We start from the raw sequence: 21,068 nt of genomic DNA on the forward strand, positions 1-21,068 counted from the left end.
CCAGCCAGGAGACCATGATGAGCAGCAGCTACAACATCGCCCTGAATTTCGAAGACGGGGTCACCCGCTTCATCGCCTGCGGTGCCCAGGAGAAAGTCCTGGATGCCGCCTTCCGCCAGCGCATCAACCTGCCCATGGATTGCTCCGACGGCGTGTGCGGCACCTGCAAGTGCCGTGCCGAAAGCGGTGACTACGACCTGGGCGACGATTTCATCGAAGACGCGCTGACGGCCGAAGAGGCCGGGCAGCGGCTGGTGCTGACCTGCCAGATGGTCCCCCGGTCTGACTGTGTGATCGCGGTACCCGTGCCCTCCACGGCCTGCAAGACCGGCACGGCCAAGTTCAGCGGCACCGTGGGCAGCGTGGAGCGTTTCAGCGACGCGGCCTATGAGCTGGCGCTCGATGTGCCCGGGGACGCACCCGCCTTCCTGCCCGGGCAGTACGTGAACATCGGCGTGCCCGGCAGCGGGCAGCATCGCTCGTACTCGTTCAGTTCGGCCACCGGCGCACGCCGCATGACGTTCCTCATCAAGCATGTGCCCGAAGGCCTGATGAGCAGCTGGCTCACGCAGGCGCAGCCCGGCAGCAAGCTGGAAATGACCGGCCCGCTGGGCAGCTTCTACCTGCGCCCCGTGGCGCGGCCGCTGCTGTTCCTGGCTGGCGGCACAGGTCTGGCACCGTTCCTGTCGATGCTGGAGACGCTGGCCGTGGAGGGCTGCGCGCAGCCCATCCATATGCTGTACGGCGTGACGCGCGACCAGGACCTGGTGCTGGTGGAGCGCCTGGAAGACTACGCGCGCCGCATCCCTGGCTTCACCTTCGGCACCTGCGTGGCCGACGCTGCCACCACCCATCCGCAGCAGGGCTATGTGACCGACCACCTGCCACCGCAGGCTCTGCATGAAGGCAATGTGGATGTGTACCTGTGCGGTCCGCCGCCCATGGTCGATGCGGTGCAGCGTTATTTCAAGGCGGCGGGAATTGCACCTGCCAGCTTCCACTACGAAAAGTTCACGCCCACGCAGGCCGCAGCGCCAGCCACCGCGTGAACCAGGAGTCGAGAAAATGACCAAGCGATTTGAAGGCAAGGTGATGCTCATCACCGGCGCTGCACAAGGTATTGGCGAGCGCGTGGCCGAGCGCGCCGCCGCAGAAGGCGCCACGCTGGCCCTGGTGGACCGCTCGCCCCTGGTGCGCGAGCTGCGCGACCGGCTGGCCGAGATCACCCGCGTGATCGCCATCGAGACCGACCTGGAAAATTTCGAAGGCGCAGTGCAGGCCGCCGAGGCCACGCACAAGGCCTTTGGCCGCATCGACGTGCTGGTGAACAACGTGGGCGGCACCATCTGGACCAAGCCCTACGAGCACTATGGCCCCGACGAGATCGAGGCCGAGGTGCGCCGCTCGCTGTTCCCCACGCTGTGGGGTTGCCGCGCGGTGCTTCCCTACATGCTCAAGAAGAAAAAGGGTTCCATCGTCAACGTGTCGTCCATCGCCACGCGCAGCGTGAACCGCGTGCCGTACGGTGCAGCCAAGGGCGGCGTGAACGCCATGACGGCCTGTCTGGCATTCGAGAACGGCGAGCGCGGCATCCGCATCAACGCCGTGGCGCCCGGCGGCACCGAGGCACCGCCCCGCCGTATTCCGCGCAACAGCGCCAGGCAGAGCAAGAAGGAACAGGGCTGGTACCAGCAGATCGTGGACCAGACCGTTTCCAGCACCCACATGAAGCGCTACGGCACCTTGGACGAGCAGGCATCGGCCATCCTGTTCCTGGCGTCGGACGAGTCGTCCTACATCACCGGCACTGTCGTCCCCGTCGGCGGTGGTGACCAGGGCTGACCTGCCACCGCAACCCTTCCTGGCAAGGCGCCCGCCACAGGGCGCCGGTCCATCCTTTGAGGAGACAGAGAGACATGAAAACGATCGAGATCAACCCGGTCATCGACAACGCCCGCTTCACGCGGTTCCACTGGATGGTGGTGGCGCTGTGCGCCCTGCTGCTGATTTTTGACGGCTACGACCTGTTCATCTACGGCGTGGTGCTGCCTGTGCTGATGGCCGAGTGGGGCCTCACGCCCGTGCAGGCCGGCGCTTTGGGCAGCTATGCGCTGTTCGGCATGATGTTCGGCGCCTTCATCTTCGGCCCGCTGGCCGACCGCATCGGCCGCAAGAAGGGCATTGCGATCTGCTTTGTGCTGTTCAGCCTGGCCACGTTCCTCAACGGCTTTGCGAAGACGCCCACCGAGTTCGGCATCTTCCGCTTCATCGCCGGGCTGGGCTGCGGCGGTCTCATGCCCAATGCCGTGGCGCTGATGAACGAATACGCCCCCAAGCGCGCCCGCAGCACGCTGGTGGCGCTGATGTTCAGCGGCTATTCGCTGGGCGGCATGCTGTCGGCCGGGCTGGGCATCTACATGCTGCCGCGCTTTGGCTGGCAGGCCATGTTCTTTGCGGCTGCCGTGCCACTGGTGCTGTTGCCGCTGATCCTGTGGAAGCTGCCGGAATCGGTGGGCTTTCTGGTGCGCCAGGGCAAGGACAAGGAGGCGCGCGACATGCTGGCCCGTGTGAACCCCGAGGTAAAGATCGGCGCCGATGTGCAGCTGGTGGCCACCGACGCCAAGGGCGCCGGCGTACCCATGCTCGATCTGGTCAAGGACGGCCGCGCTGCCGGCACCATCATGATCTGGCTGGCGTTCTTCTGCTGCCTGCTCATGGTGTATGCGCTCGGTTCGTGGTTGCCCAAGTTGATGGCGGGCGCGGGCTACAGCCTGGGTTCGAGCCTGTCGTTCCTGCTGGCGCTCAACTTTGGCGGCATGGCCGGGGCCATTGCCGGCGGCTGGCTGGGTGACCGCTTCAGCCTGCCCAAGGTGGTGCTCGCGTTCTTTGCCGTGGGCACGGTAGCCATCGCCCTGCTGGGCTTCAACAGCCCCATGCCGGTGCTGTACCTGCTGATCTTCATTGCCGGCGCCACCACCATCGGCACGCAGATCCTGCTGTATGCGAACACCGCACAGTTCTACCCGCTGGCCATGCGTTCCACCGGGCTGGGCTGGGCTTCGGGTGTGGGCCGCACGGGCGCCATCGTAGGCCCGCTGCTCGGGGGCTCGCTGCTGGCTGCCGCCCTGCCGCTCAAGCTCAACTTCCTGGCGTTTGCCGTGCCGGGGCTGGTGGCGGCACTGGCCATGGTGGCCTTCATCATCTGGTACCGGCGTGACGACAGCCAGGCCCAGGCGGCCTCTGTCGGGAGCCTGCAGCCTGCCCGGGCCGGTGCAGCGCGCTGAAATACAGCGCAACATAGACAGCCGCCAGTGACTGCAAAGCGCTGGCGGTTTTGAGTATTCAAGGAGAACCATGAGCAACCCACCCACCGCACTCGCCACCGCGCGGGGCACCTTCCGGGTCGCCGTCGATGGCGATGCCACCGCGCCCGCACTGGTGCTGGGCAACTCGCTGGGTACCACCCTCGAGATGTGGGAGCCCCAGGTGCCTGCGCTGTCCCAGGCGTTCCGCGTGATCCGCTACGACACGCGCGGCCACGGCGGCAGCCCCGTGACGCCCGGGCCCTACAGCTTTGAAGAGCTGGGCCGGGATGTGCTGGCTGTGCTGGACGCACTGGGCGTGGACAAGGCATCTTTTTGCGGCATCTCCATGGGCGGGCATACCGGCTTGTGGCTGGGTGTGCATGCCGGCCACCGGCTGCAGGCACTGGCGGTGTGCAACAGTGCCGCCCGCATTGGCGCACTGGGCCCGTGGATGGAGCGCGCAGCCATGGTGCGCAGCGCGGGCGCAGCCGGCATGCGAACGCTGGCCGACTCTGCCCCCGGGCGCTGGTTCACCCCCGAGTTTGCGCAGGCGCACCCGGCAGTTGTGCACGCCGCCCAGGAATGGCTTGCAGGCATTGACCCCGAAGGCTATGCCGCCTGCTGCGAGGCACTGGGCGCATCGGACCTGCGCAGCGCGCTCGGCCGCATTGCCACGCCTACGCTGCTGGTGGCGGGCGATGCCGACCCCGTGACTACCGTGGCCGATGCACAGGCCATGGAGGCTGAGATCCGCGGGTCCAGGCTGGTCGTGCTGCCCGCGTCACACCTGTCCAACCTGGAAACACCCCAGGCGTTTTCCGCCGCTTTGCTGGGCTTCTTGGCCAGCGCGCTCGCTGCCTGACGAGGCTCCGGATTGCCGTTCCCCTTTCTCAAAACCCCTGAAGGAAACCTATGCTGTACCTCGTCCACATGATTGTCGATATCCCCGCAACCCTGGCTCCCGAGGAGGCCGCGCGCATCAAGGCCGAGGAGAAGGCCTATTCGCAGCAGCTTCAGCGCAGCGGCCAGTGGGCGCACCTGTGGCGCGTGGTGGGCGAATACGCCAACTACAGCGTGTTCGATGTGCCGGGCAACGACGAGCTGCACGACATGCTGAGCAAGCTGCCGCTGTTCCCGTACATGAAGATCAGCGTGACGCCCCTGGCTCGGCATCCATCGTCGATTGCCTGACTTGCCTGGCTGGCCCACGCGCACCGCGGCCAGCTGTTTCCGCACGCATCAGAGAGACGCCATGAACCCCACCCGCCGAATCCTTGCAGCCGCGGCAGCCGTCGCTGCCACAACGCTGTTGCTGCCCGCACCCGCATGGGCCCAGACCGATGCGGCCTGGCCTTCCAAGCCCATCAAGTGGGTGGTGCCGTTTCCGCCCGGGGGCGCCATGGACGTGATCGCCCGCACGCTGGGCGAGAAGGCCGCGCGTGAACTGGGGCAGGCCGTGGTGGTCGAGAACCGGCCGGGCGCGGGCGGCAACATTGGCGCCGACTACGTGGCCAAGCAGCCGGCCGATGGCTACACCATCATGATCACGTCCATCGGCATGGCGACCAACCGGGCGCTGTACCCCAAGCTCACGTACGACCCGGTCAGGGACTTTGCCCCCATCAGCCTGCTGGCCGTGGTGCCCAACGTGCTGGTGGTCAACGCCGCCAACACCAGCGACCGCAGCGTGAAGGACGTGGTGGCGCGCGCTGGCAAGGAGCCAGGCAGGCTCACCTACGCGTCGGCGGGCAACGGCACATCGATCCACCTGGCGGGAGAGGTGTTTGCGTCCATGGCGGGTGTGCAGATGACGCACATCCCCTACAAGGGCAGCGGCCCCGCCGTGACCGACATGCTGGGCGGCCAGGTGGACCTGATGTTTGACAGCATCACATCGGCACGCCCGCACATCCAGTCGGGCAAGCTGCGCGCCCTGGCCGTGACGACGGCGCGGCGCTCGCCCGCGCTGCCCGACGTGCCCACCGTGGCCGAAGCCGGCGTGCCCGGCTACGAGGTGTCGCCGTGGTTTGCCGTGTTTGCCCGCACGGGGACGCCGCCCGAGGTGATTGCGCGCCTGAACAAGGTGCTCAACGACGCCATGAAGCAGCCCGAGACACTGCGCAAACTCGAAGGCGTGGGCGCAGAGCCCATCGGCTCCACGCCGCAGGAACTGGCCACGCACCTGAACCGCGAGCTCGAGCGCTGGGGCAAACTCATCCAGCAGCGCAACATCCGCGCAGACTGACACGCGGCCCGCGGGGCGCACAGAAAGGCGTACACACATGCGGTTCCAAGACTGGTCTCTGACCGCCTGGGTGGCGGGCTTTCTGGCGGTGCTCATCTCGTACTGCGGGCCGCTGGTGATCTTCATCCAGGCGGCGCAGGCGGGGCACATTCCTGCGGAGCAGGTGTCGTCGTGGATCTGGGCGATCTCCCTGGGTGCGGGCGTCAGCGGGCTGCTGCTGAGCTGGTGGCTGCGGCTGCCCATCGTCACGGCGTGGTCGGCGCCGGGCACAGCGCTGCTGCTGACGCTGTTCCCGCGCATCGGCATGCCCGAGGTGGTGGGCGCCTATCTGGTGGCGGCAGCCATCGTGGTGCTGCTCGGCGCCACCGGCTATTTCGAGAAGGTGGTCCGCCGCATTCCCAAGGGCATTGCGGCCGGCATGATGGCCGGCATCCTTTTCCAGTTTGGCGTGCAGGCCTTCCGCGTGAGCGGCGATGCGCCTGCGGTGGTGCTGGCCATGCTGGCGGCCTACCTGCTGGGCCGGCGCCTGTGGCCGCGCTATGCGGTGGTGGGGGTGGCCTGCACCGGCTTTGCCGTGGCGTGGGCGCTGGGCACCACGCACCTGCAATCCCTGTCGCTGGCACTGGCGACGCCAGTGGCCATCACGCCCCGGTTCGAGGCGGGCGCCATGCTTAGCCTGGCGGTGCCGCTGGTGCTGGTCAGCCTCACCGGGCAATACCTGCCCGGCATGGCCGTGCTGCGGCTGGCCGGCTACCCGGTGCCCTCGCGCGCCATCGTCACGGGCACCGGCGTCGCATCGCTGGCCGTGGCCTGCTTTGGCGGCATCTCCATCGTGCTGGCGTCCATCACGGCAGCGCTGTGCACCGGCAAGGACGCGCACCCTGACCCTGAAAAGCGCTATGTGGCCGGCATGGCCAACGGGGTGTTCTACATCGTGGGCGGCACGTTTGCGGGCACCATCGTGCAGGTTTTTGCCGCGTTCCCTGGGCCGCTGATTGCGGCGCTGGCGGGGCTGGCGCTCATCGGCGCGGTGGTGTCCAACATCCGCGCGCTGGCAGACGAGGGCGCTTACATCGAGCCCTCGGTCATCACGTTTGTGGCCACGGCGTCGGGCATGTCACTGTTTGGCCTGGGCGCCGCGTTCTGGGGCGTGGTGCTGGGCATGGCGGCCTACTGGCTGATCCCGCGCACGGGCGGCACGGCGGCCCGCTGACGCCGCGTCCGGCGCGTGACCCACGCCGCATCAGGCGACGACGGACGAGGGGTACAGCGTGCGCAGCGTGTGGCGGATCAGCTCTGCCATGGCCTGCTGTGTGAGCGTGGCCGGGCGCTGGGAACTCACGGCCAGAAAGAGCTTGCTGCGCAGGCGCGCACCGCCCTCGGAGGCATTCACGGAATCGCCCGCGCCTTCGGGGCTGGCTCCCTGGATCGGCCGGGTGTGGAACACCTCGGGCTTGCCCGACGTGGTGACTGCGTTCATGGGAAGCACGGCACAGCCTGCGCCATCGGCCACCAGATCCAGGATGGCGGCCACGCCATCGATCTCCAGGCTGATCTGCGGGCGTTTGCCGCGCGCGGCCAGTTCGGACTCCACCAGCATGCGGATCGAGTTGGGTCGGGTGGGGATGACCAGCGGGTAGCGGGGCAATTCATCCAGCGGCAGGGCGCGGTCGGCCAGTGCATCGTCGGGCGCGCCCGTAGGGCCTGGTGCACGGCGCTGCACCAGAAAAAGGTCTTCCTCCAGCAGCGCGGTGGTCTCGATGCCGGGCGAGGGCGTGGTGTTGTAGAGCAGGGCAATGTCGAGCAGCCCGGTGGTCAGCGATTCGCGCATGGCTACCGTCAGGCCCTCGCTGATCGCCAGGGCGGCGTCGGGCATCTTCACGCGGAAGGCACGGGTGAGCGGCACCGTCAGCACCTTGGCAATGCTGGGCGGCAGGCCGATGGCCACGCGCCCTGCCAGCGCACCGCGCACGCGGCCCAGCTCTTCGCGCGCGCGCTCCACCTGGTGCAGGATGCCGCGGCCGTGTTCCAGCAGCAGCCGGCCCGCCTCGGTGGGTGTGGCACCGCGGCCGTTGCGCACCAGCAGGTTCTGGCGCAGCTCCACTTCCAGCAGGCGCACCTGCCGGCTCAGGGCAGGCTGGGCAATGTCGAGCATGACGGAGGCACGGGTGAAGCTGCCCAGTTCGGCCACGCGGACGAAATACTCGATCTGCTTGAGATCCATGCGAAAACGCTCTCTGCTATTTGCAATAGCTCTGGGGTTGCAATCACACAATGATATATCTGGTAGTGGCGGTGATCCCTTCATCCAGAGGGCGCTGCTGCCCACAATCGGCAGGATGAACAAAAGCCGCTTGAGTGGGGGAGACACGCCATGACGCAAGGGCAGATCCGCGGAATTTCATCCATGGCCACGCGGCAGGTGCTGGCCGATCTGGTGGCTGATTTCACGCAGCAGTCCGGCACCGGTGCCGCCATTGAGTCTGTGGGCGGTGTGGACGCTGCCAAGCGCGTTGCGGCCGGTGAAGCCTTTGATGTGGTCATCCTCGCGTCGGACGCCATCGACAAGCTCATGGCTGCCGGCCACCTGCTGCCCGGCACCAAGGTGGACTGGGTGCACTCCGGCGTGGCCGTGGCCGTGCCTGCAGGCGCGCCGCTGCCCGACATCGCCAGCGAAGACGCCGTGCGCAACGCCGTGCTGGCCGCGCCCAGCATCAGCCTGTCCACCGGCCCCAGCGGGGTGGCACTGGCCAGGCTGTTCGAGCGCTGGGGCATTGCCGATCAGATCGCGCCGCGCATGGTGCAGGCGCCCCCCGGCGTGCCCGTGGGCTTGCTGGTGGCCAGGGGCGAGGTGGCGATGGGCTTTCAGCAATTGAGCGAGCTGCTGCATGTGCCCGGCATCCAGATCGTGGGGCCGCTGCCGCCGGCGATCCAGATCACCACCACTTTTTCAGCGGGTATCGGCGCGTTGTCTCAACAGGCCGAAGCCGCGCGCGCCTTGCTGGCCTATCTGGCCTCCCCAGCCGCGGAAGAAGCCAAACGCAAGCAGGGCATGGAGCCCGCCTGACCGATCACAAGAACACATCCCAGGAGCACCCCGACATGAGCCTCATCATCGACTGCCACGGCCACTACACGACGGCCCCCAAGGCGCTGGAGAACTGGCGCAATGCGCAGATCGCCGGCATCAAGGACCCGGCGGCGATGCCCAAAGTGGCAGACCTGCGCATCAGCGACGACGACTTGCGCGAGTCCATCGAAGCCAACCAGCTCAAGCTGATGAAAGAGCGCGGCAGCGACATCACGCTATTCTCGCCACGCGCGAGCTTCATGGCCCACCACATTGGAGACTTCAACGTCTCCAGCACCTGGGCCGCCATCTGCAACGAGCTGTGCTACCGCGTCTCCACCCTGTTCCCAGACCACTTCGTGCCCGTGGCCATGCTGCCGCAGTCGCCCGGGGTAGACCCGGCCACCTGCATCCCCGAGCTGGAAAAGTGCGTGCACGAATACGGCGCCGTGGGCATCAACCTGAACCCCGACCCCTCTGGCGGCCACTGGACCAGCCCGCCGCTGACCGACAAGCACTGGTACCCCATTTACGAAAAGATGGTGGAGTACGACCTGCCCGCCATGATCCACGTGAGCACCAGCTGCAACGCGTGCTTTCACACCACCGGCGCGCACTACCTGAATGCCGACACCACGGCCTTCATGCAGCTCATCCAGGGCGATTTGTTCAAGGATTTCCCCACGCTCAAGTTTCTGATTCCGCATGGCGGCGGCGCGGTGCCTTACCACTGGGGCCGCTTCCGGGGGCTGGCACAAGAGATGAAGAAGCCGCTGCTGGACGACCATGTGATGAACAACGTGTTCTTTGACACCTGCGTGTACCACCAGCCTGGCATCGACCTGCTCAACACCGTGATCCCGGTGAAGAACGTGCTGTTTGCCAGCGAGATGATCGGCGCGGTGCGGGGCATCGACCCCACCACCGGCAATTACTACGACGACACCAAGCGATACATCGAGGCCTCCACCATCCTGAGCGCCGACGACAAGCACCAGATCTACGAAGCCAACACGCGCCGCGTGTTCTCCCGACTCGACTCACGCCTGAAGGCGAAAGGGCTCTGACATGTTTGAACTGGGCGTTGTCTACCGCAACATCAACCGCGCCGACCGCGCAGCCGCTGACGGCCTGGCCGCCCTCGGCTCCGCCACCGTGCACGAGGCCATGGGCCGCGTGGGCCTGCTCAAGCCCTACATGCGCCCCATCTACAGCGGCCAGCAGGTCAGCGGCACGGCCGTCACCGTGCTGCTGCAGCCCGGCGACAACTGGATGATGCATGTGGCGGCCGAGCAGATCCGGCCCGGCGACATCGTGGTGGCGGCCGTCACCTCGGAGTGCACCGACGGCTACTTTGGCGACCTGCTGGCCACCAGCTTTCAGGCCCGTGGCGCCCGCGCGCTCATCATCGATGCGGGTGTGCGCGACGTGAAGACGTTGCAGGAAATGAGCTTCCCCGTGTGGAGCCGCGCGATCAGCAGCAAGGGCACCATCAAGGCCACGCTGGGCTCGGTCAACATCCCCGTGGTGTGCGCTGGTGCGCTGGTCACGCCGGGCGATGTGATCGTGGCCGACGACGATGGCGTGGTGTGTGTGCCCGCCGCCCGCGCGGCAGAGACCCTGGCCGCAGCGCAAAAGCGCGAGAGCTTTGAAGGCGAAAAACGCGCCAAGCTGGCCAGCGGCGTGCTGGGCCTGGATATGTACAACATGCGCCCCGGGCTGGAGAAGGCGGGCCTGAAGTACGTCGATTGAGCACGTTTCAGGCGTTTTTGGCCGCTAGCGCTTGTTCTGTAATGCCCGATAGCTATAAAAACAATAGTGAATCCCATGGCGATGGGCTGATGCATCGGCACCTCGCCCTGCCAGGTCACTCCCCTACGACAACGGTTCCGGAGACACCCTCGCCCATGTTCACACTTGCCACGTCAACGTACCGCCGCCTGCTGGGCGCGCTAGGAGCCTGCCTGGTGGTGGCAGGGGTCGGCCCTCTGGCCGCCACCGCGCAGGCGCAGGAATATCCGGTCAAGCCGGTCAAGGTCATCGTGGGCTACTCGGCCGGGGGGGCGGTAGATGCCGTGGCGCGGACCGTGGGGAAAGCCATGCAGGGCAGCCTGGGCCAGCCGTTTGTGGTGGAGAACAAGCCCGGGGCCGGCACCAACATTGCAGTCAGGGCCGTGATCGATGCGCAGGCCGACGGCTACACCCTGCTGATGGCGGCCAACGCCCTGGCGGCCAACATGGCGCTGTACCAGCCCATGCCGTTCGATGCCGAAAAGGACCTGGTGCCGGTCTCGCTGGTGGGCCGCGTGCCCGTGGTGATTGCGGCCAACGCCAGCGCGCCGTTTGGCACCATCAAGGAGCTGATCGCCGCAGCCCGTGCCAAGCCCGGCAGCATCTCGTTTGCCAGTCCGGGCAACGGTTCCACGCCGCACATGGCGGTGGAGTTCTTCAAGCGTGCGGCGGGCATTTCGCTGTTGCACATACCGTACCGCGGCGGCTCGCCCGCGCTGACCGATGTGATCGGCGGGCAGCTTCCGCTGGTGGCCGTCAACGCGCTGGAGGTACAGCCCCATGTCAAGAGCGGGCGCTTGAAGGTGCTGGCGGTGCTCAGCACCAGCCGATCCAGCGTTTTTCCCGATGTTCCCACCATCGCCGAATCTGGCTTCCCGGGCTTTGAGGCCTCCGTCTGGTACGGCCTGGTGGCACCGGCGGCAACGCCCAGGCCCGTCGTGGCCAAGCTGCACGCCGAAGTGCAAAAGGCGCTCCAGACCAAAGAGATTCGCGATCGCATGGCGGCAGTGGGCGGCGAGGTGCTGCCCGGTAGCGCCGACATGTTTGCAGCGTTGATCCGATCAGAGCGCCAGCGGTACGAAAAGCTGGTGCGCGAAGCCAACATCAAACCCGATTGACCTGACCCACCCTGCCCTGGCTGGCGATGGCTACCTGGGCTGTTCATGAGCGTAGAAATGTCCCAACCCACTTCCGGTGACTTCACCAAAACCCCCGGCTGGATCGATTGGTACACCGGCCCCAGCCAGCCGCGCTTTCAGGTGCCTGCAGGCGCTGTCGATGCCCATTGCCACGTGTTCGGCCCTGGCGCTGAATTTCCGTACGCCCCCGAGCGCAAGTACACCCCGTGCGATGCCAGCAAGCAGCAGCTCTATGCGCTGCGCGACCACCTGGGCTTTGCGCGCAACGTGGTCGTGCAGGCCACCTGCCACGGTGCGGACAACCGGGCCATGGTCGATGCGCTGGTGCATTCGGGCGGCAAGGCGCGCGGCGTGGCCACCGTACGGCGCACGGTCACCGACGAGGAACTGCAGGCCATGCATGCAGCCGGGGTGCGTGGCGTGCGCTTCAACTTCGTCAAGCGCCTGGTGGACTTCACGCCCAAGGACGAGCTCATGGAGATTGCCGCGCGCATCCACCAGCTCGGCTGGCATGTGGTGATCTACTTCGAGGCGGTGGACCTGCCCGAGCTGTGGGACTTCTTCACCGCACTGCCCACCACCGTGGTGGTGGACCACATGGGACGGCCCGATGTGAGCAAACCGGTGGACGGGCCCGAGTTCGAGCTGTTCCTCCAATTCATGCGCCAGCACCCGAATGTGTGGAGCAAGGTGAGCTGCCCCGAGCGCCTTTCCGTGACCGGCCCCAGGGCGCTGAACGGCGAACAGAACGCGTACACCGACGTCATCCCCTTCGCCCGCCGCGTGGTCGAGGAGTTCCCCGACCGCGTGCTCTGGGGCACCGACTGGCCGCACCCCAACCTCAAGGATCACATGCCCGACGACGGCCTGCTGGTCGATTTCATTCCGCACATCGCGCCCACTGCCGAGCTGCAATACAAGCTGCTGGTGGACAACCCGATGCGGCTCTATTGGCCTGAGGAAGCATGACCCCCCCCGCTGAGTCGCCTGCGGCGCCATCCCCCAAGGGGGACACGGCCTTTGCTGCGGGGCGGCCCTTTCTCGCCGTCCTCGCGGCGGCAGCGCCGGTTTCAATCTCCGCGTGACATGTCCGCGCGGCGAACCAATGACGAGGTCTGAATAGGAAACACGATGGCCCTCCACAAACCCTACCTGGACGTGCCCGGCACGACCATCTTCGACGCAGAGCAAAGCCGCAAGGGCTACTGGCTCAACCAGTTTTGCATGAGCCTGATGAAGGCGGAGAACCGCACCCGCTTCAAGGCCGACGAAGACGCCTACCTGGCCGAATGGCCCATGACCGACGAGCAGCGCGCAGCAGTGCGCGCCCGCGACCTGAACTGGGCCATGCGCACGGGCGGCAACATCTACTTTCTGGCCAAGCTGGGCGCCACGGACGGCCTGTCGTTCCAGCAGATGGCCGGCAGCATGACCGGCATGAGCGAGCACGCCTACCGCGACATGATGATTGCCGGTGGCCGCAGCGCCGAGGGCAACCGCGTCACGGGCGAAGGCGGTAACGCCCAGGGCCCTGCAGCCCAGTCAGACGCCTGGAAACAGTGGGAACTGACGCAGCAGCAAGCGCTGGCTGCGCAGATCATGAGCGACCACGCCACGCAGCAAACCGCCACCGGCAACGCCGCAGCTGGACCGGGTGCGGTGGAGCACGCGCGCATCACGGCATCGGTCTACACCTCGCACGTGCCCGCCATCGGCGCCGCCATCGACCTGGGGAAAACTGGTGAGCCCTACTGGCAGCCCCTGTTTGCAGGCTACGAGCCGTCCAAGCAATGGATGCGCGAGAACCAGCCCGACGTCGTGTTCCTGGTCTACAACGACCACGCCACCAGTTTTGACCTGGGGCTGATCCCCACGTTTGCCATCGGCACCGCCGCCGAGTTCGAGCCGGCGGACGAGGGCTATGGCCCGCGCCCCGTGCCCAAGGTCATGGGCCACCCCGACCTGGCCGCACACATTGCGCAGTCGGTGATCCAGCAGGACTTTGACCTCACCATCGTCAACGACCTCAAGGTGGACCACGGCCTGACCGTGCCCATGAACCTGCTTTTTGGTTCGCCCGATGCGTGGCCCGTGAAGGTCATTCCGTTTGCCGTTAACGTGGTGCAGTACCCGGTGCCATCGGGTGCGCGCTGCTTTGCGCTGGGCCAGGCCATCCGCCGCGCCATCGAGTCGTACGACGCGCCGCTCAAGGTGCAGATCTGGGGCACGGGCGGCATGAGCCACCAGCTGCAGGGCCCGCGTGCAGGCCTGATCAACAAGGAATGGGACAACAGGTTCCTGGACCGGCTGATCGCCGAGCCCGCCGAGCTGGCCAAGGTGCCGCACATCGAATACGTGCGCGAAGCCGGCAGCGAAGGCATCGAGCTGGTGATGTGGCTGATTGCCCGCGGCGCCATGAGCGACGTGGCCGGCACGGGGCCTGCGCCCACCGTGAAGCACCGTTTCTTTCACGTGCCCGCCAGCAATACGGCGGTGGGCCACCTGATCCTTGAGAACCAGTAAAGGAAACCACAGCATGACCATCAAAGTAGCCCTGGCCGGCGCAGGTGCCTTCGGCATCAAGCACCTGGACGGCATCAAGAATATCGACGGCGTCGAAGTCGTCTCGCTCATCAGCCGCGATCTGGACAAGACCCGGGAAGTGGCCGCCCAGTACGGCATTGGCCACGTCACCACCGACCTGAACGACAGCCTGGCGTTGAAGGAGGTCGACGCCGTCATCCTGTGCACTCCTACGCAGATGCACGCCGAACAGACCATCGCCTGCCTGCATGCGGGCAAGCACGTGCAGGTAGAGATCCCGCTGGCCGATAGCCTGAAGGGTGCGCAGGACGTGGTGGCGCTGCAAAAGCAGATCGGGCTGGTGGCCATGTGCGGCCACACCCGCCGCTTCAACCCCAGTCACCAGTACGTGCACCACCAAATCCAGAAGGGCGAGTTCAACATCCAGCAGATGGATGTGCAAACCTACTTCTTTCGCCGCACCAACACCAACGCGCTGGGCCAGGCCCGCAGCTGGACGGACCACCTGCTGTGGCACCACGCCGCTCATACCGTGGACCTGTTTGCGTACCAGGCCAACAGCCCCATCGTCAAAGCCAACGCCATCCAGGGCCCCATCCACCCCGTGCTGGGCATCGCCATGGACATGAGCATCCAGCTCAAGGCGGCCAATGGCGCCATCTGCACATTGAGCCTGAGCTTCAACAACGACGGCCCGCTGGGCACGTACTTCCGCTACATCGGTGACACGGCTACGTACCTTGCGCGCTATGACGACCTGTACAACGGCAAGGACGAGAAGATCGACGTGAGCCAGGTGGACGTGTCGATGAACGGTATCGAGCTGCAAGACCGCGAGTTCTTTGCCGCCATCCAGGAAGGCCGCGAACCCAACGCCAGTGTGGGCCGGGTGCTGGCCTGCTACGAAGTGCTGCACGGGTTGGAGCAGCAGCTCAACGCGGGCTGACAGTCCAACGCGTGCGGGAGACCGGGCCTTTCGGCTCGGCAAAAGGCACAGGGACTCTGGGCACCAGAGACGGGGCCAATTCGGCAGCGATCCCGTTTGCTCTCAGGCCGACATCGCACGCGACAGCGCAAGAAGTCCCCAGACCACCACCACCAGCTGCGCGAGGTTGATCAACAGCACTGCCGTGTGGATGCGGCGAAACCGCTGCACTGCTTCCGCCTGGCCTGACTCGATCTGGCGGCCCAGCTGCTGCATCAGCGGCAGCACGTATTTGCGCAGGAGTGTGGCTGCCACACTGAGAATCGCAGCGCCTATTGCAAAGACGTATCGGCCCCACAGCGCATAGCTGACGGCGGCACCTATTGCCACCCAGAAGGCAGCCCGGTAATGGAGATCGAAAAAGCTGCGGACGAACCGGGCATCCATGGGCTCGTCGTGCTTGAGGATCAGCAGAGGCAGTCCGCCCAGCAGAAAGTAGCCCATGTTCACCAGCATTGCCACGGTAAACAACAAGGATGCAAAAGTAGCTGAGGTCATGGTACTCACCGGACGTTTGCTTACCGTTGGGGGGTGAACGAGGCTGTAACGCAGTGTATCTGCTGCGGGGGGCACGATGCCAGGGATGGGCTGATGCGAGCCAAATTGGCCTGTAGCCCTTTCGATAAAAGCCGTCACTGCTATCTAAGTAATAGCATGTGGGCCTGCGCATGCGTGGTGGCAACCAGTCGCCTCAGCGGCTCTGCGCTGCTGGCGTCCAGTGCAACCGAGGGCCTGCCGACATCGGCCAATGCGCATCGGGGCAGGCAGACGCCACCCGGTACGGCGGGGCGGCCACGCTGCGCAGTGCTGGCGGGGCCGCTCAGCCCGCGGCCACCCGCTGCCCCGGCGAGATGGTGGGCGGTGCCGCATTCAGCGTTTCAATGGCAAACCCCGCAGCCGCCTTGTAGCGCGCCATGAAGCCCTCGCGCTCCTCGCGCGGCAGCACATCGTCGATGTGGTCGAACACCCCGCCGCAACGCTCGTCCACCAGCCCCAGCAGGCCAAACGGGCCGGAGCCGCGATTGCGCAGTACCAGGGCAGAGATGTCCTTGCACAGCCTGTCGTCGTAGGCGCGCAGCGCCTGCGGTCCCACGCCGTGCGCAATCAGCTGCGCACCCAGCACCCGCGCATCCACAATGGCCTGGCTCGCGCCATTGGAGCCCACGGGGTACATCACATGCGCGGCATCGCCCAGCAGCGCCACGCGGCCGTCCACCCAGGTGGGTACCGGGTCGCGGTCGATCATGGGGTATTCAAAAACATGTTGGGCGCCGCGCAGCATGGCGGGTATGTCGAGCCAGCTGTAGTTCCAGTCCTCGAAGTGGTGGATGAAATCTTCCAGCGCCACGCGCCGGTTCCAGTCGCCCTGCTGCCAGCCGCCCTGGTTGTCCACCGTGATCTCGGCGATCCAGTTGATGGTGGCCAGGCCCGTGGCCGGGTCGGGTGGCGTGATGGGGTAGCACACCACGCGGTGCCGCAGCGAGCCCACACCCACAAACGAAGCCCCCGTGCGCACCGGCACGCCCGGTGTGGTGCCGCGCCACATGATGGCGCCACCCCACTGGATGGGCGGCTGCGCGGGGTGCATCTGCGCCCGCACGGCCGAGTGCAGGCCATCGGCCGCCACCAGCAGCGAGCCGGCCACCTCGCGCCGCGTGCCGTCGCGCGCCTCTACGATGGCCGTCACGCCGTCGGCATCCTGCCGGTAGCCCACCACGCGTTGCCCCAGCTGCACGGCATCGCCGCCCAGGCGGTCCTTGACGGCCTGGTACAGCATCATCTGCAGCTGCCCGCGGTGTACCGCGTACTGCGGCCAGCGGTAGCCCGCCTGCAGCCCGCGGGGCTCGGCATAAACCTCGTTCCCGTTGCGGCCCACCAGCGCCCACTCGCGTGCCTGCAGTCCGATGGTGTCGAGCACATCGTTGCCAAACCCCAGGTCGTGCAGTTCGCGCACAGCGTTGGGCTGCAGGTTGATGCCCACGCCCAGCGGCTGCAGTTCCGGTACCGATTCAAAGACGATGCAGGGCACGCCGATCTGGTGCAGGGTGAGGGCAGTGGCCATGCCAGCGATGCCGCCGCCGGCGATCAGCACAGGGTGAGGGGAAGAAGCGTATGAAGGTGTAGGTGCGACGGACATGCGGCGATTGTCCATGCAAGAGCGCGCTATGGTCTGCGCGAGCAGTGGGTGAGAGGAGGTGCTGCTGTAGGCAGTTTGGCGTGCTGGCACAGGCAGTCACGCCAACGCCCGTCCTATACTTTGGCAATGAACCAGACGGTACATTCCCCTGCATCCCGGCCCGCAGCCAGGGCGGCGGCCAAGCCTGCCCCCAAGCGCGCCACCACCCGCACGAACGATCCCGAACGCACCATGGCGGGCATCCTGGAGGTGGCCACTGCCGAGTTTGCGGCAAAGGGGTTTGACGGTGCGCGCATTGATGCGATTGCCGATGTCACGCACACCAGCAAGCGCATGATCTATTACTACTTCGGCAGCAAGGAAGGCCTGTACCTGGCCGTGCTGGAGGAGGCCTACCGCCGGATGCGCTCGATCGAGTCGCAGCTGCACCTGGATGACCTGGCGCCCGAGGCCGCCATGGCGGCGCTGGTGGGGTTCACCTTTGACCACCACCTGGACAACCAGGATTTCATCCGGCTGGTGATGACCGAGAACATGCAGCGGGGGCAGCACCTCGCGCGAAGTGCCATGATCCAGGAGCTGAACGTGCCGGCGATCGAGGCCATCCAGCGCCTGTATGACCGCGGCGTCGCGCAGGGCGTCTTCAGGCCGGGGCTGCACGCCATCGACCTGCACGCGTCCATCTCGGCGCTGAGCTTTTTCAACGTGTCCAACCAGTACACGTTCGACCTGATCTTCAAGAGCCAGACCCTGTCGCCCGCCCAGCGCGCCCTGCGCCGCCAGAGCGTGGTGGACATGGTGCTGCGCTTTGTGCGCCATTCCAATCCGGCATAGCTGCTAGCACGGCCAAGGTGGCCGGGGTAGGGAAAAACACGCATGCATAAGAACTAACCAGTTCGTACATTACGGGTTGGAGACCTTGCATGACCCGACTCATCTCACGCATCTGCTGGCTGCTGGACCAGACCCTTGCTGCCATGCTCGCCCTGATGGTGGTGCTGGTGTTTGGCAACGTGGTGCTGCGCTATGCATTCAACTCGGGCATCAGCGTGTCTGAAGAACTGTCGCGCTGGCTCTTTGTCTGGATGACGTTCATGGGCGCCGTAGTGGCGCTGCACGAACGCGCGCACCTGGGTACCGACATGCTGGTCGGCCGCCTGGGGCCCGCCGGGCGCAAGGTGTGCCTGGCGATCTCGTACCTGGCGATGATGGGTATCTGCTGGCTGATCTTTCGCGGATCGCTGGACCAGACGCGCATCAACTGGGAGACCACCAGCGCCGTGATGGAAGTGCCCGTGGCGGGGTTCTATGCCTGCGGCGTCGTGTTTGCCGTGCTGGCCTCCTGCATCCTCGCGCTGGATCTGCTGCGGCTGCTGCGCGGCGAGATGGCAGAGAGCGAGCTGCAGATGTTCCAGGAAAGCGAAGAGCGTCCCCACCCGGACAACGTGGATAGCGCCAAGCCCCGCTGAACCCGACCCGAGGCCACTCCCATGACGATCACGATCTTTCTCGCCTCGCTGCTGGGTGCCATGGCGCTGGGCATCCCCATCGCGTTTTCGCTGCTGATCTGCGGTGCGGCGCTGATGTGGCACCTGGACCTGTTCGATGCGCAGATCTTGGCGCAAAACCTCATCAACGGGGCCGACAGCTTCCCACTCCTGGCCGTGCCGTTCTTCATGCTGGCGGGCGAGCTGATGAATGCAGGCGGCCTGTCGCGCCGCATCGTGCAGTTCGCGATGGCGCTGGTGGGCCACATCAAGGGCGGGCTGGGCTACGTCACCATCGTGGCCGCTGTGATCATGGCGGCGCTATCGGGCTCGGCGGTGGCCGATGCGGCGGCGCTGGGCGCATTGCTGCTGCCCATGATGGTGGCCGCAGGCCATGACAAGGCGCGCTCGGCCGGGCTGATCGCATCGGCCAGCATCATCGCGCCGGTGATCCCGCCGAGCATCGGCTTCGTCATCTTCGGCGTGGCGGGCAATGTGTCGATCTCCAAGCTGTTCCTGGCGGGCATCGTGCCCGGCATGCTGCTGGCTGTGGCCCTGTGGGCGACCTGGTGGTGGCTGGCTCGCGGAGAAGCCGTGACACCCCCGCCGCGCAAGAGCCGCGCCGAAGTCCTGCTGGCCCTGCGCCAGGCGACCTGGGCGCTGGTGCTGCCCGTGATCGTCGTGTTCGGCCTGAAGTTCGGCATCTTCACCCCCACCGAAGCCGCCGTGGTGGCCGCTGTCTATGCGTTGCTCGTGTCGATGCTGGTGTACCGCGAGATCGGTCTGCGCGACCTGCGGCGGCTGTTCATCAACGCCGCCAAGACCAGTTCCGTGGTCATGTTCCTGGTGGCTGCTGCCATGGTGTCCGCGTGGCTGATCACCGTCGCGCAGCTGCCGGCCCAGGTGGTCGCCCTGCTGCAGCCGCTGCTCGACAGCCCGCGGCTGCTGATGCTGGCCATCATGGTTCTGGTGATCGTAGTGGGCACCGCGCTCGACATGACGCCCACCATCTTGCTGCTCACGCCCGTGCTGATACCCGTCGTCAAGGCCGCTGGTATCGACCCGGTGTACTTCGGCGTGCTGTTCATCATCAACAACGCCATCGGCCTCATCACCCCGCCCGTGGGCACTGTGCTCAACACGGTGGCGGGGGTGGGCAAGGTGTCCATGGACGAAGTCACCCGCGGCGTGATGCCTTTCATGCTGGCCCAGTTTGCCGTCATGTTCCTGATGGTGGCGTTCCCGCAAATCGTGATGGTGCCAGCGCGCTGGTTCTATTGACAGCGCGCCACCGCAGCTTCCAGACACAACCGATTCAACCCACGGAGACAAACCATGAAACGCCTGTTCCTCAAGACCCTGGTGGCCGCCCTGGCCTTGGCCGCTGCCGGTATCGCCACCGCGCAGGACATCCGCGAGCGCAGCTTCAAGCTCGCGCTGCAGAACCCCAAGGGGCACCCGCTGGCCAGCGGCGCAGAGAAGTTTGCCGAAATCGTGGCGGCGCGCTCGGGCGGCAAGCTCAAGGTCAACGTGTTCCCCGGTGGCACGCTGGGCGGCGATGCCGCCAACGTGAGCGCACTGCAGGGCGGCACCATTGAATTCGTGGTCTTGAACTCCGGCATTCTGGCCGCGCAGGTCAAGGACTTCGTGGTGTACGACTTCCCGTTCATGTTCGCCAACGCCCGCGAGGCCGATGCCGTGGTGGACGGGCCGCTGGGGCAAAAGCTGCATGCCAAGCTGCAGGACAAGGGCATCGTGGGCCTGGCGTACTGGGAGCTGGGCTTTCGCCAGCTGACCAATGGCCGCCGCGCGGTGAACAAGGTCGAGGACATCGCGGGCCTGAAGCTGCGCGTCATTCCCAACCCCATCAACATCGACTGGGTCAAGGCGCTGGACGCCAACCCCACGCCGCTGGCTTTCCCCGAGCTCTACGCTGCGCTGGAGCAAAAGGCAGTGGACGGTCAGGAGAACCCGGTCAGCGTGATCCAGGCCAACAAGTTCAACGAGGTGCAGAAGTTCATCACGCTGACCAACCACCAGTACAACCCGCAGTCCGTCATTTTCAGCAAGAAGGTGTGGGACGGCCTGAACGCTGCCGAGCGCAAGGTGCTGCAGGACGCCGCTGTGGAGGCTGGCAAGTTCCAGCGCCAGCTCACACGTGACCAGGCCGGTGGCAGCCTGGACGAACTGCGCAAGGCAGGCATGCAGGTATCCGAGTTCTCGCCGGCCGAAACTGCGAAGCTGCGCGACCGCATGAAGCCCGTGATCGAAAAGCACGGCGCCGCCGTGGCAGACACCGTCAAGGAGCTGCAGGCCGAGCTGGACAGGCTGCGCAAGTAAGCCCGATCGCCGCGCACACAGCTGC

General features: G+C 66.1%; 21 protein-coding genes and 1 pseudogene. 19 read left to right on the forward strand and 3 right to left on the reverse strand.

Annotation, left to right across the window (positions count from 1 at the left end; genetic code table 11):
- Window positions 1-17 precede the first annotated feature (17 nt).
- The 7 genes from benC (at window position 18) to ACTPOI_RS09235 (ending at window position 6,763) form a co-directional block, all read left to right on the forward strand.
- A complete protein-coding gene (gene benC / locus ACTPOI_RS09205; RefSeq protein WP_440108337.1) occupies window positions 18-1,049 on the forward strand; it encodes a benzoate 1,2-dioxygenase electron transfer component BenC in 1,032 nt (343 codons plus the stop codon).
- Window positions 1,050-1,065: 16 nt separating this feature from the next.
- Complete coding sequence (locus tag ACTPOI_RS09210; RefSeq protein ID WP_440108338.1) at window positions 1,066-1,842, forward strand: 1,6-dihydroxycyclohexa-2,4-diene-1-carboxylate dehydrogenase; 777 nt, start codon at window positions 1,066-1,068, stop codon at window positions 1,840-1,842.
- A gap of 74 nt (window positions 1,843-1,916) precedes the next feature.
- Window positions 1,917-3,284, forward strand: coding sequence for an MFS transporter (locus ACTPOI_RS09215; RefSeq protein WP_440108339.1), 1,368 nt, complete (start codon window positions 1,917-1,919; stop codon window positions 3,282-3,284).
- A 70-nt stretch (window positions 3,285-3,354) separates the two neighbouring features.
- Window positions 3,355-4,167 carry a 3-oxoadipate enol-lactonase gene (gene pcaD / locus ACTPOI_RS09220; protein WP_440108340.1) on the forward strand — a complete coding sequence of 271 codons (813 nt, stop codon included), beginning with the start codon at window positions 3,355-3,357 and terminating at the stop codon, window positions 4,165-4,167.
- Window positions 4,168-4,217: 50 nt separating this feature from the next.
- The gene (gene catC, locus ACTPOI_RS09225; RefSeq protein ID WP_300458049.1) at window positions 4,218-4,496 is read left to right on the forward strand and encodes a muconolactone Delta-isomerase; all 279 of its coding nucleotides are present in this window, start codon (window positions 4,218-4,220) and stop codon (window positions 4,494-4,496) included.
- A 61-nt stretch (window positions 4,497-4,557) separates the two neighbouring features.
- Window positions 4,558-5,550, forward strand: a complete 993-nt coding sequence (locus tag ACTPOI_RS09230; protein ID WP_440108341.1) for a tripartite tricarboxylate transporter substrate binding protein — start codon at window positions 4,558-4,560, stop codon at window positions 5,548-5,550.
- A 37-nt stretch (window positions 5,551-5,587) separates the two neighbouring features.
- Complete coding sequence (locus tag ACTPOI_RS09235) at window positions 5,588-6,763, forward strand: benzoate/H(+) symporter BenE family transporter (RefSeq protein WP_440108342.1); 1,176 nt, start codon at window positions 5,588-5,590, stop codon at window positions 6,761-6,763.
- A gap of 30 nt (window positions 6,764-6,793) precedes the next feature.
- On the opposite strand, the gene ACTPOI_RS09240 is transcribed toward ACTPOI_RS09235, so the two are convergent.
- Window positions 6,794-7,774, reverse strand: a complete 981-nt coding sequence (locus ACTPOI_RS09240; RefSeq protein WP_440108343.1) for a LysR substrate-binding domain-containing protein — start codon at window positions 7,772-7,774, stop codon at window positions 6,794-6,796.
- Between the two features lie 150 nt (window positions 7,775-7,924).
- On the opposite strand from ACTPOI_RS09240, the gene ACTPOI_RS09245 reads away from it, so the two are divergent.
- The 8 genes and pseudogenes from ACTPOI_RS09245 to ACTPOI_RS09280 all read left to right on the forward strand — a co-directional run bounded on the left by ACTPOI_RS09245 (window position 7,925) and on the right by ACTPOI_RS09280 (window position 15,040).
- Window positions 7,925-8,617 (forward strand): substrate-binding domain-containing protein, encoded by a 693-nt coding sequence (locus ACTPOI_RS09245; protein WP_440108344.1) that lies wholly within the window; start codon window positions 7,925-7,927, stop codon window positions 8,615-8,617.
- 35 nt (window positions 8,618-8,652) lie between these two features.
- Window positions 8,653-9,687: an amidohydrolase family protein gene (locus tag ACTPOI_RS09250; RefSeq protein WP_440108345.1), complete on the forward strand. Its 1,035-nt coding sequence runs from the start codon at window positions 8,653-8,655 to the stop codon at window positions 9,685-9,687.
- Window position 9,688: 1 nt separating this feature from the next.
- On the forward strand, window positions 9,689-10,372 hold the full coding sequence (ligK, locus tag ACTPOI_RS09255; protein ID WP_440108346.1) for a 4-carboxy-4-hydroxy-2-oxoadipate aldolase/oxaloacetate decarboxylase: 684 nt from the start codon (window positions 9,689-9,691) through the stop codon (window positions 10,370-10,372).
- A gap of 155 nt (window positions 10,373-10,527) precedes the next feature.
- Window positions 10,528-11,529, forward strand: coding sequence for a Bug family tripartite tricarboxylate transporter substrate binding protein (locus ACTPOI_RS09260; RefSeq protein WP_440108347.1), 1,002 nt, complete (start codon window positions 10,528-10,530; stop codon window positions 11,527-11,529).
- A 57-nt stretch (window positions 11,530-11,586) separates the two neighbouring features.
- Entirely contained in the window at window positions 11,587-12,519 is a 933-nt protein-coding gene (locus ACTPOI_RS09265) for an amidohydrolase family protein (RefSeq protein ID WP_440108348.1), read from the forward strand.
- 162 nt (window positions 12,520-12,681) lie between these two features.
- Window positions 12,682-13,050: pseudogene (gene ligA, locus ACTPOI_RS09270) on the forward strand (protocatechuate 4,5-dioxygenase subunit alpha); the annotation flags it as partial.
- 159 nt (window positions 13,051-13,209) lie between these two features.
- The gene (locus ACTPOI_RS09275) at window positions 13,210-14,073 is read left to right on the forward strand and encodes a class III extradiol dioxygenase subunit beta (RefSeq protein ID WP_440108766.1); all 864 of its coding nucleotides are present in this window, start codon (window positions 13,210-13,212) and stop codon (window positions 14,071-14,073) included.
- A 13-nt stretch (window positions 14,074-14,086) separates the two neighbouring features.
- A complete protein-coding gene (locus ACTPOI_RS09280) occupies window positions 14,087-15,040 on the forward strand; it encodes a Gfo/Idh/MocA family oxidoreductase (RefSeq protein WP_440108349.1) in 954 nt (317 codons plus the stop codon).
- Between the two features lie 102 nt (window positions 15,041-15,142).
- Here the strand turns inward: ACTPOI_RS09280 and ACTPOI_RS09285 are convergent, their stop codons facing one another.
- Window positions 15,143-15,577, reverse strand: a complete 435-nt coding sequence (locus tag ACTPOI_RS09285; protein ID WP_440108350.1) for a hypothetical protein — start codon at window positions 15,575-15,577, stop codon at window positions 15,143-15,145.
- Between the two features lie 322 nt (window positions 15,578-15,899).
- Window positions 15,900-17,216 carry a flavin-dependent oxidoreductase gene (locus tag ACTPOI_RS09290; protein ID WP_440108351.1) on the reverse strand — a complete coding sequence of 439 codons (1,317 nt, stop codon included), beginning with the start codon at window positions 17,214-17,216 and terminating at the stop codon, window positions 15,900-15,902.
- A gap of 126 nt (window positions 17,217-17,342) precedes the next feature.
- On the opposite strand from ACTPOI_RS09290, the gene ACTPOI_RS09295 reads away from it, so the two are divergent.
- The 4 genes from ACTPOI_RS09295 (at window position 17,343) to ACTPOI_RS09310 (ending at window position 21,043) form a co-directional block, all read left to right on the forward strand.
- On the forward strand, window positions 17,343-18,050 hold the full coding sequence (locus ACTPOI_RS09295) for a TetR/AcrR family transcriptional regulator (protein WP_440108352.1): 708 nt from the start codon (window positions 17,343-17,345) through the stop codon (window positions 18,048-18,050).
- A gap of 89 nt (window positions 18,051-18,139) precedes the next feature.
- Window positions 18,140-18,685, forward strand: a complete 546-nt coding sequence (locus ACTPOI_RS09300) for a TRAP transporter small permease (RefSeq protein WP_440108353.1) — start codon at window positions 18,140-18,142, stop codon at window positions 18,683-18,685.
- A gap of 21 nt (window positions 18,686-18,706) precedes the next feature.
- On the forward strand, window positions 18,707-19,984 hold the full coding sequence (locus tag ACTPOI_RS09305) for a TRAP transporter large permease subunit (RefSeq protein ID WP_440108354.1): 1,278 nt from the start codon (window positions 18,707-18,709) through the stop codon (window positions 19,982-19,984).
- A gap of 54 nt (window positions 19,985-20,038) precedes the next feature.
- Window positions 20,039-21,043, forward strand: a complete 1,005-nt coding sequence (locus ACTPOI_RS09310) for a TRAP transporter substrate-binding protein (RefSeq protein ID WP_440108355.1) — start codon at window positions 20,039-20,041, stop codon at window positions 21,041-21,043.
- Window positions 21,044-21,068 lie beyond the last annotated feature (25 nt).

It is taken from the genome of Acidovorax sp. BL-A-41-H1 (assembly GCF_051942715.1).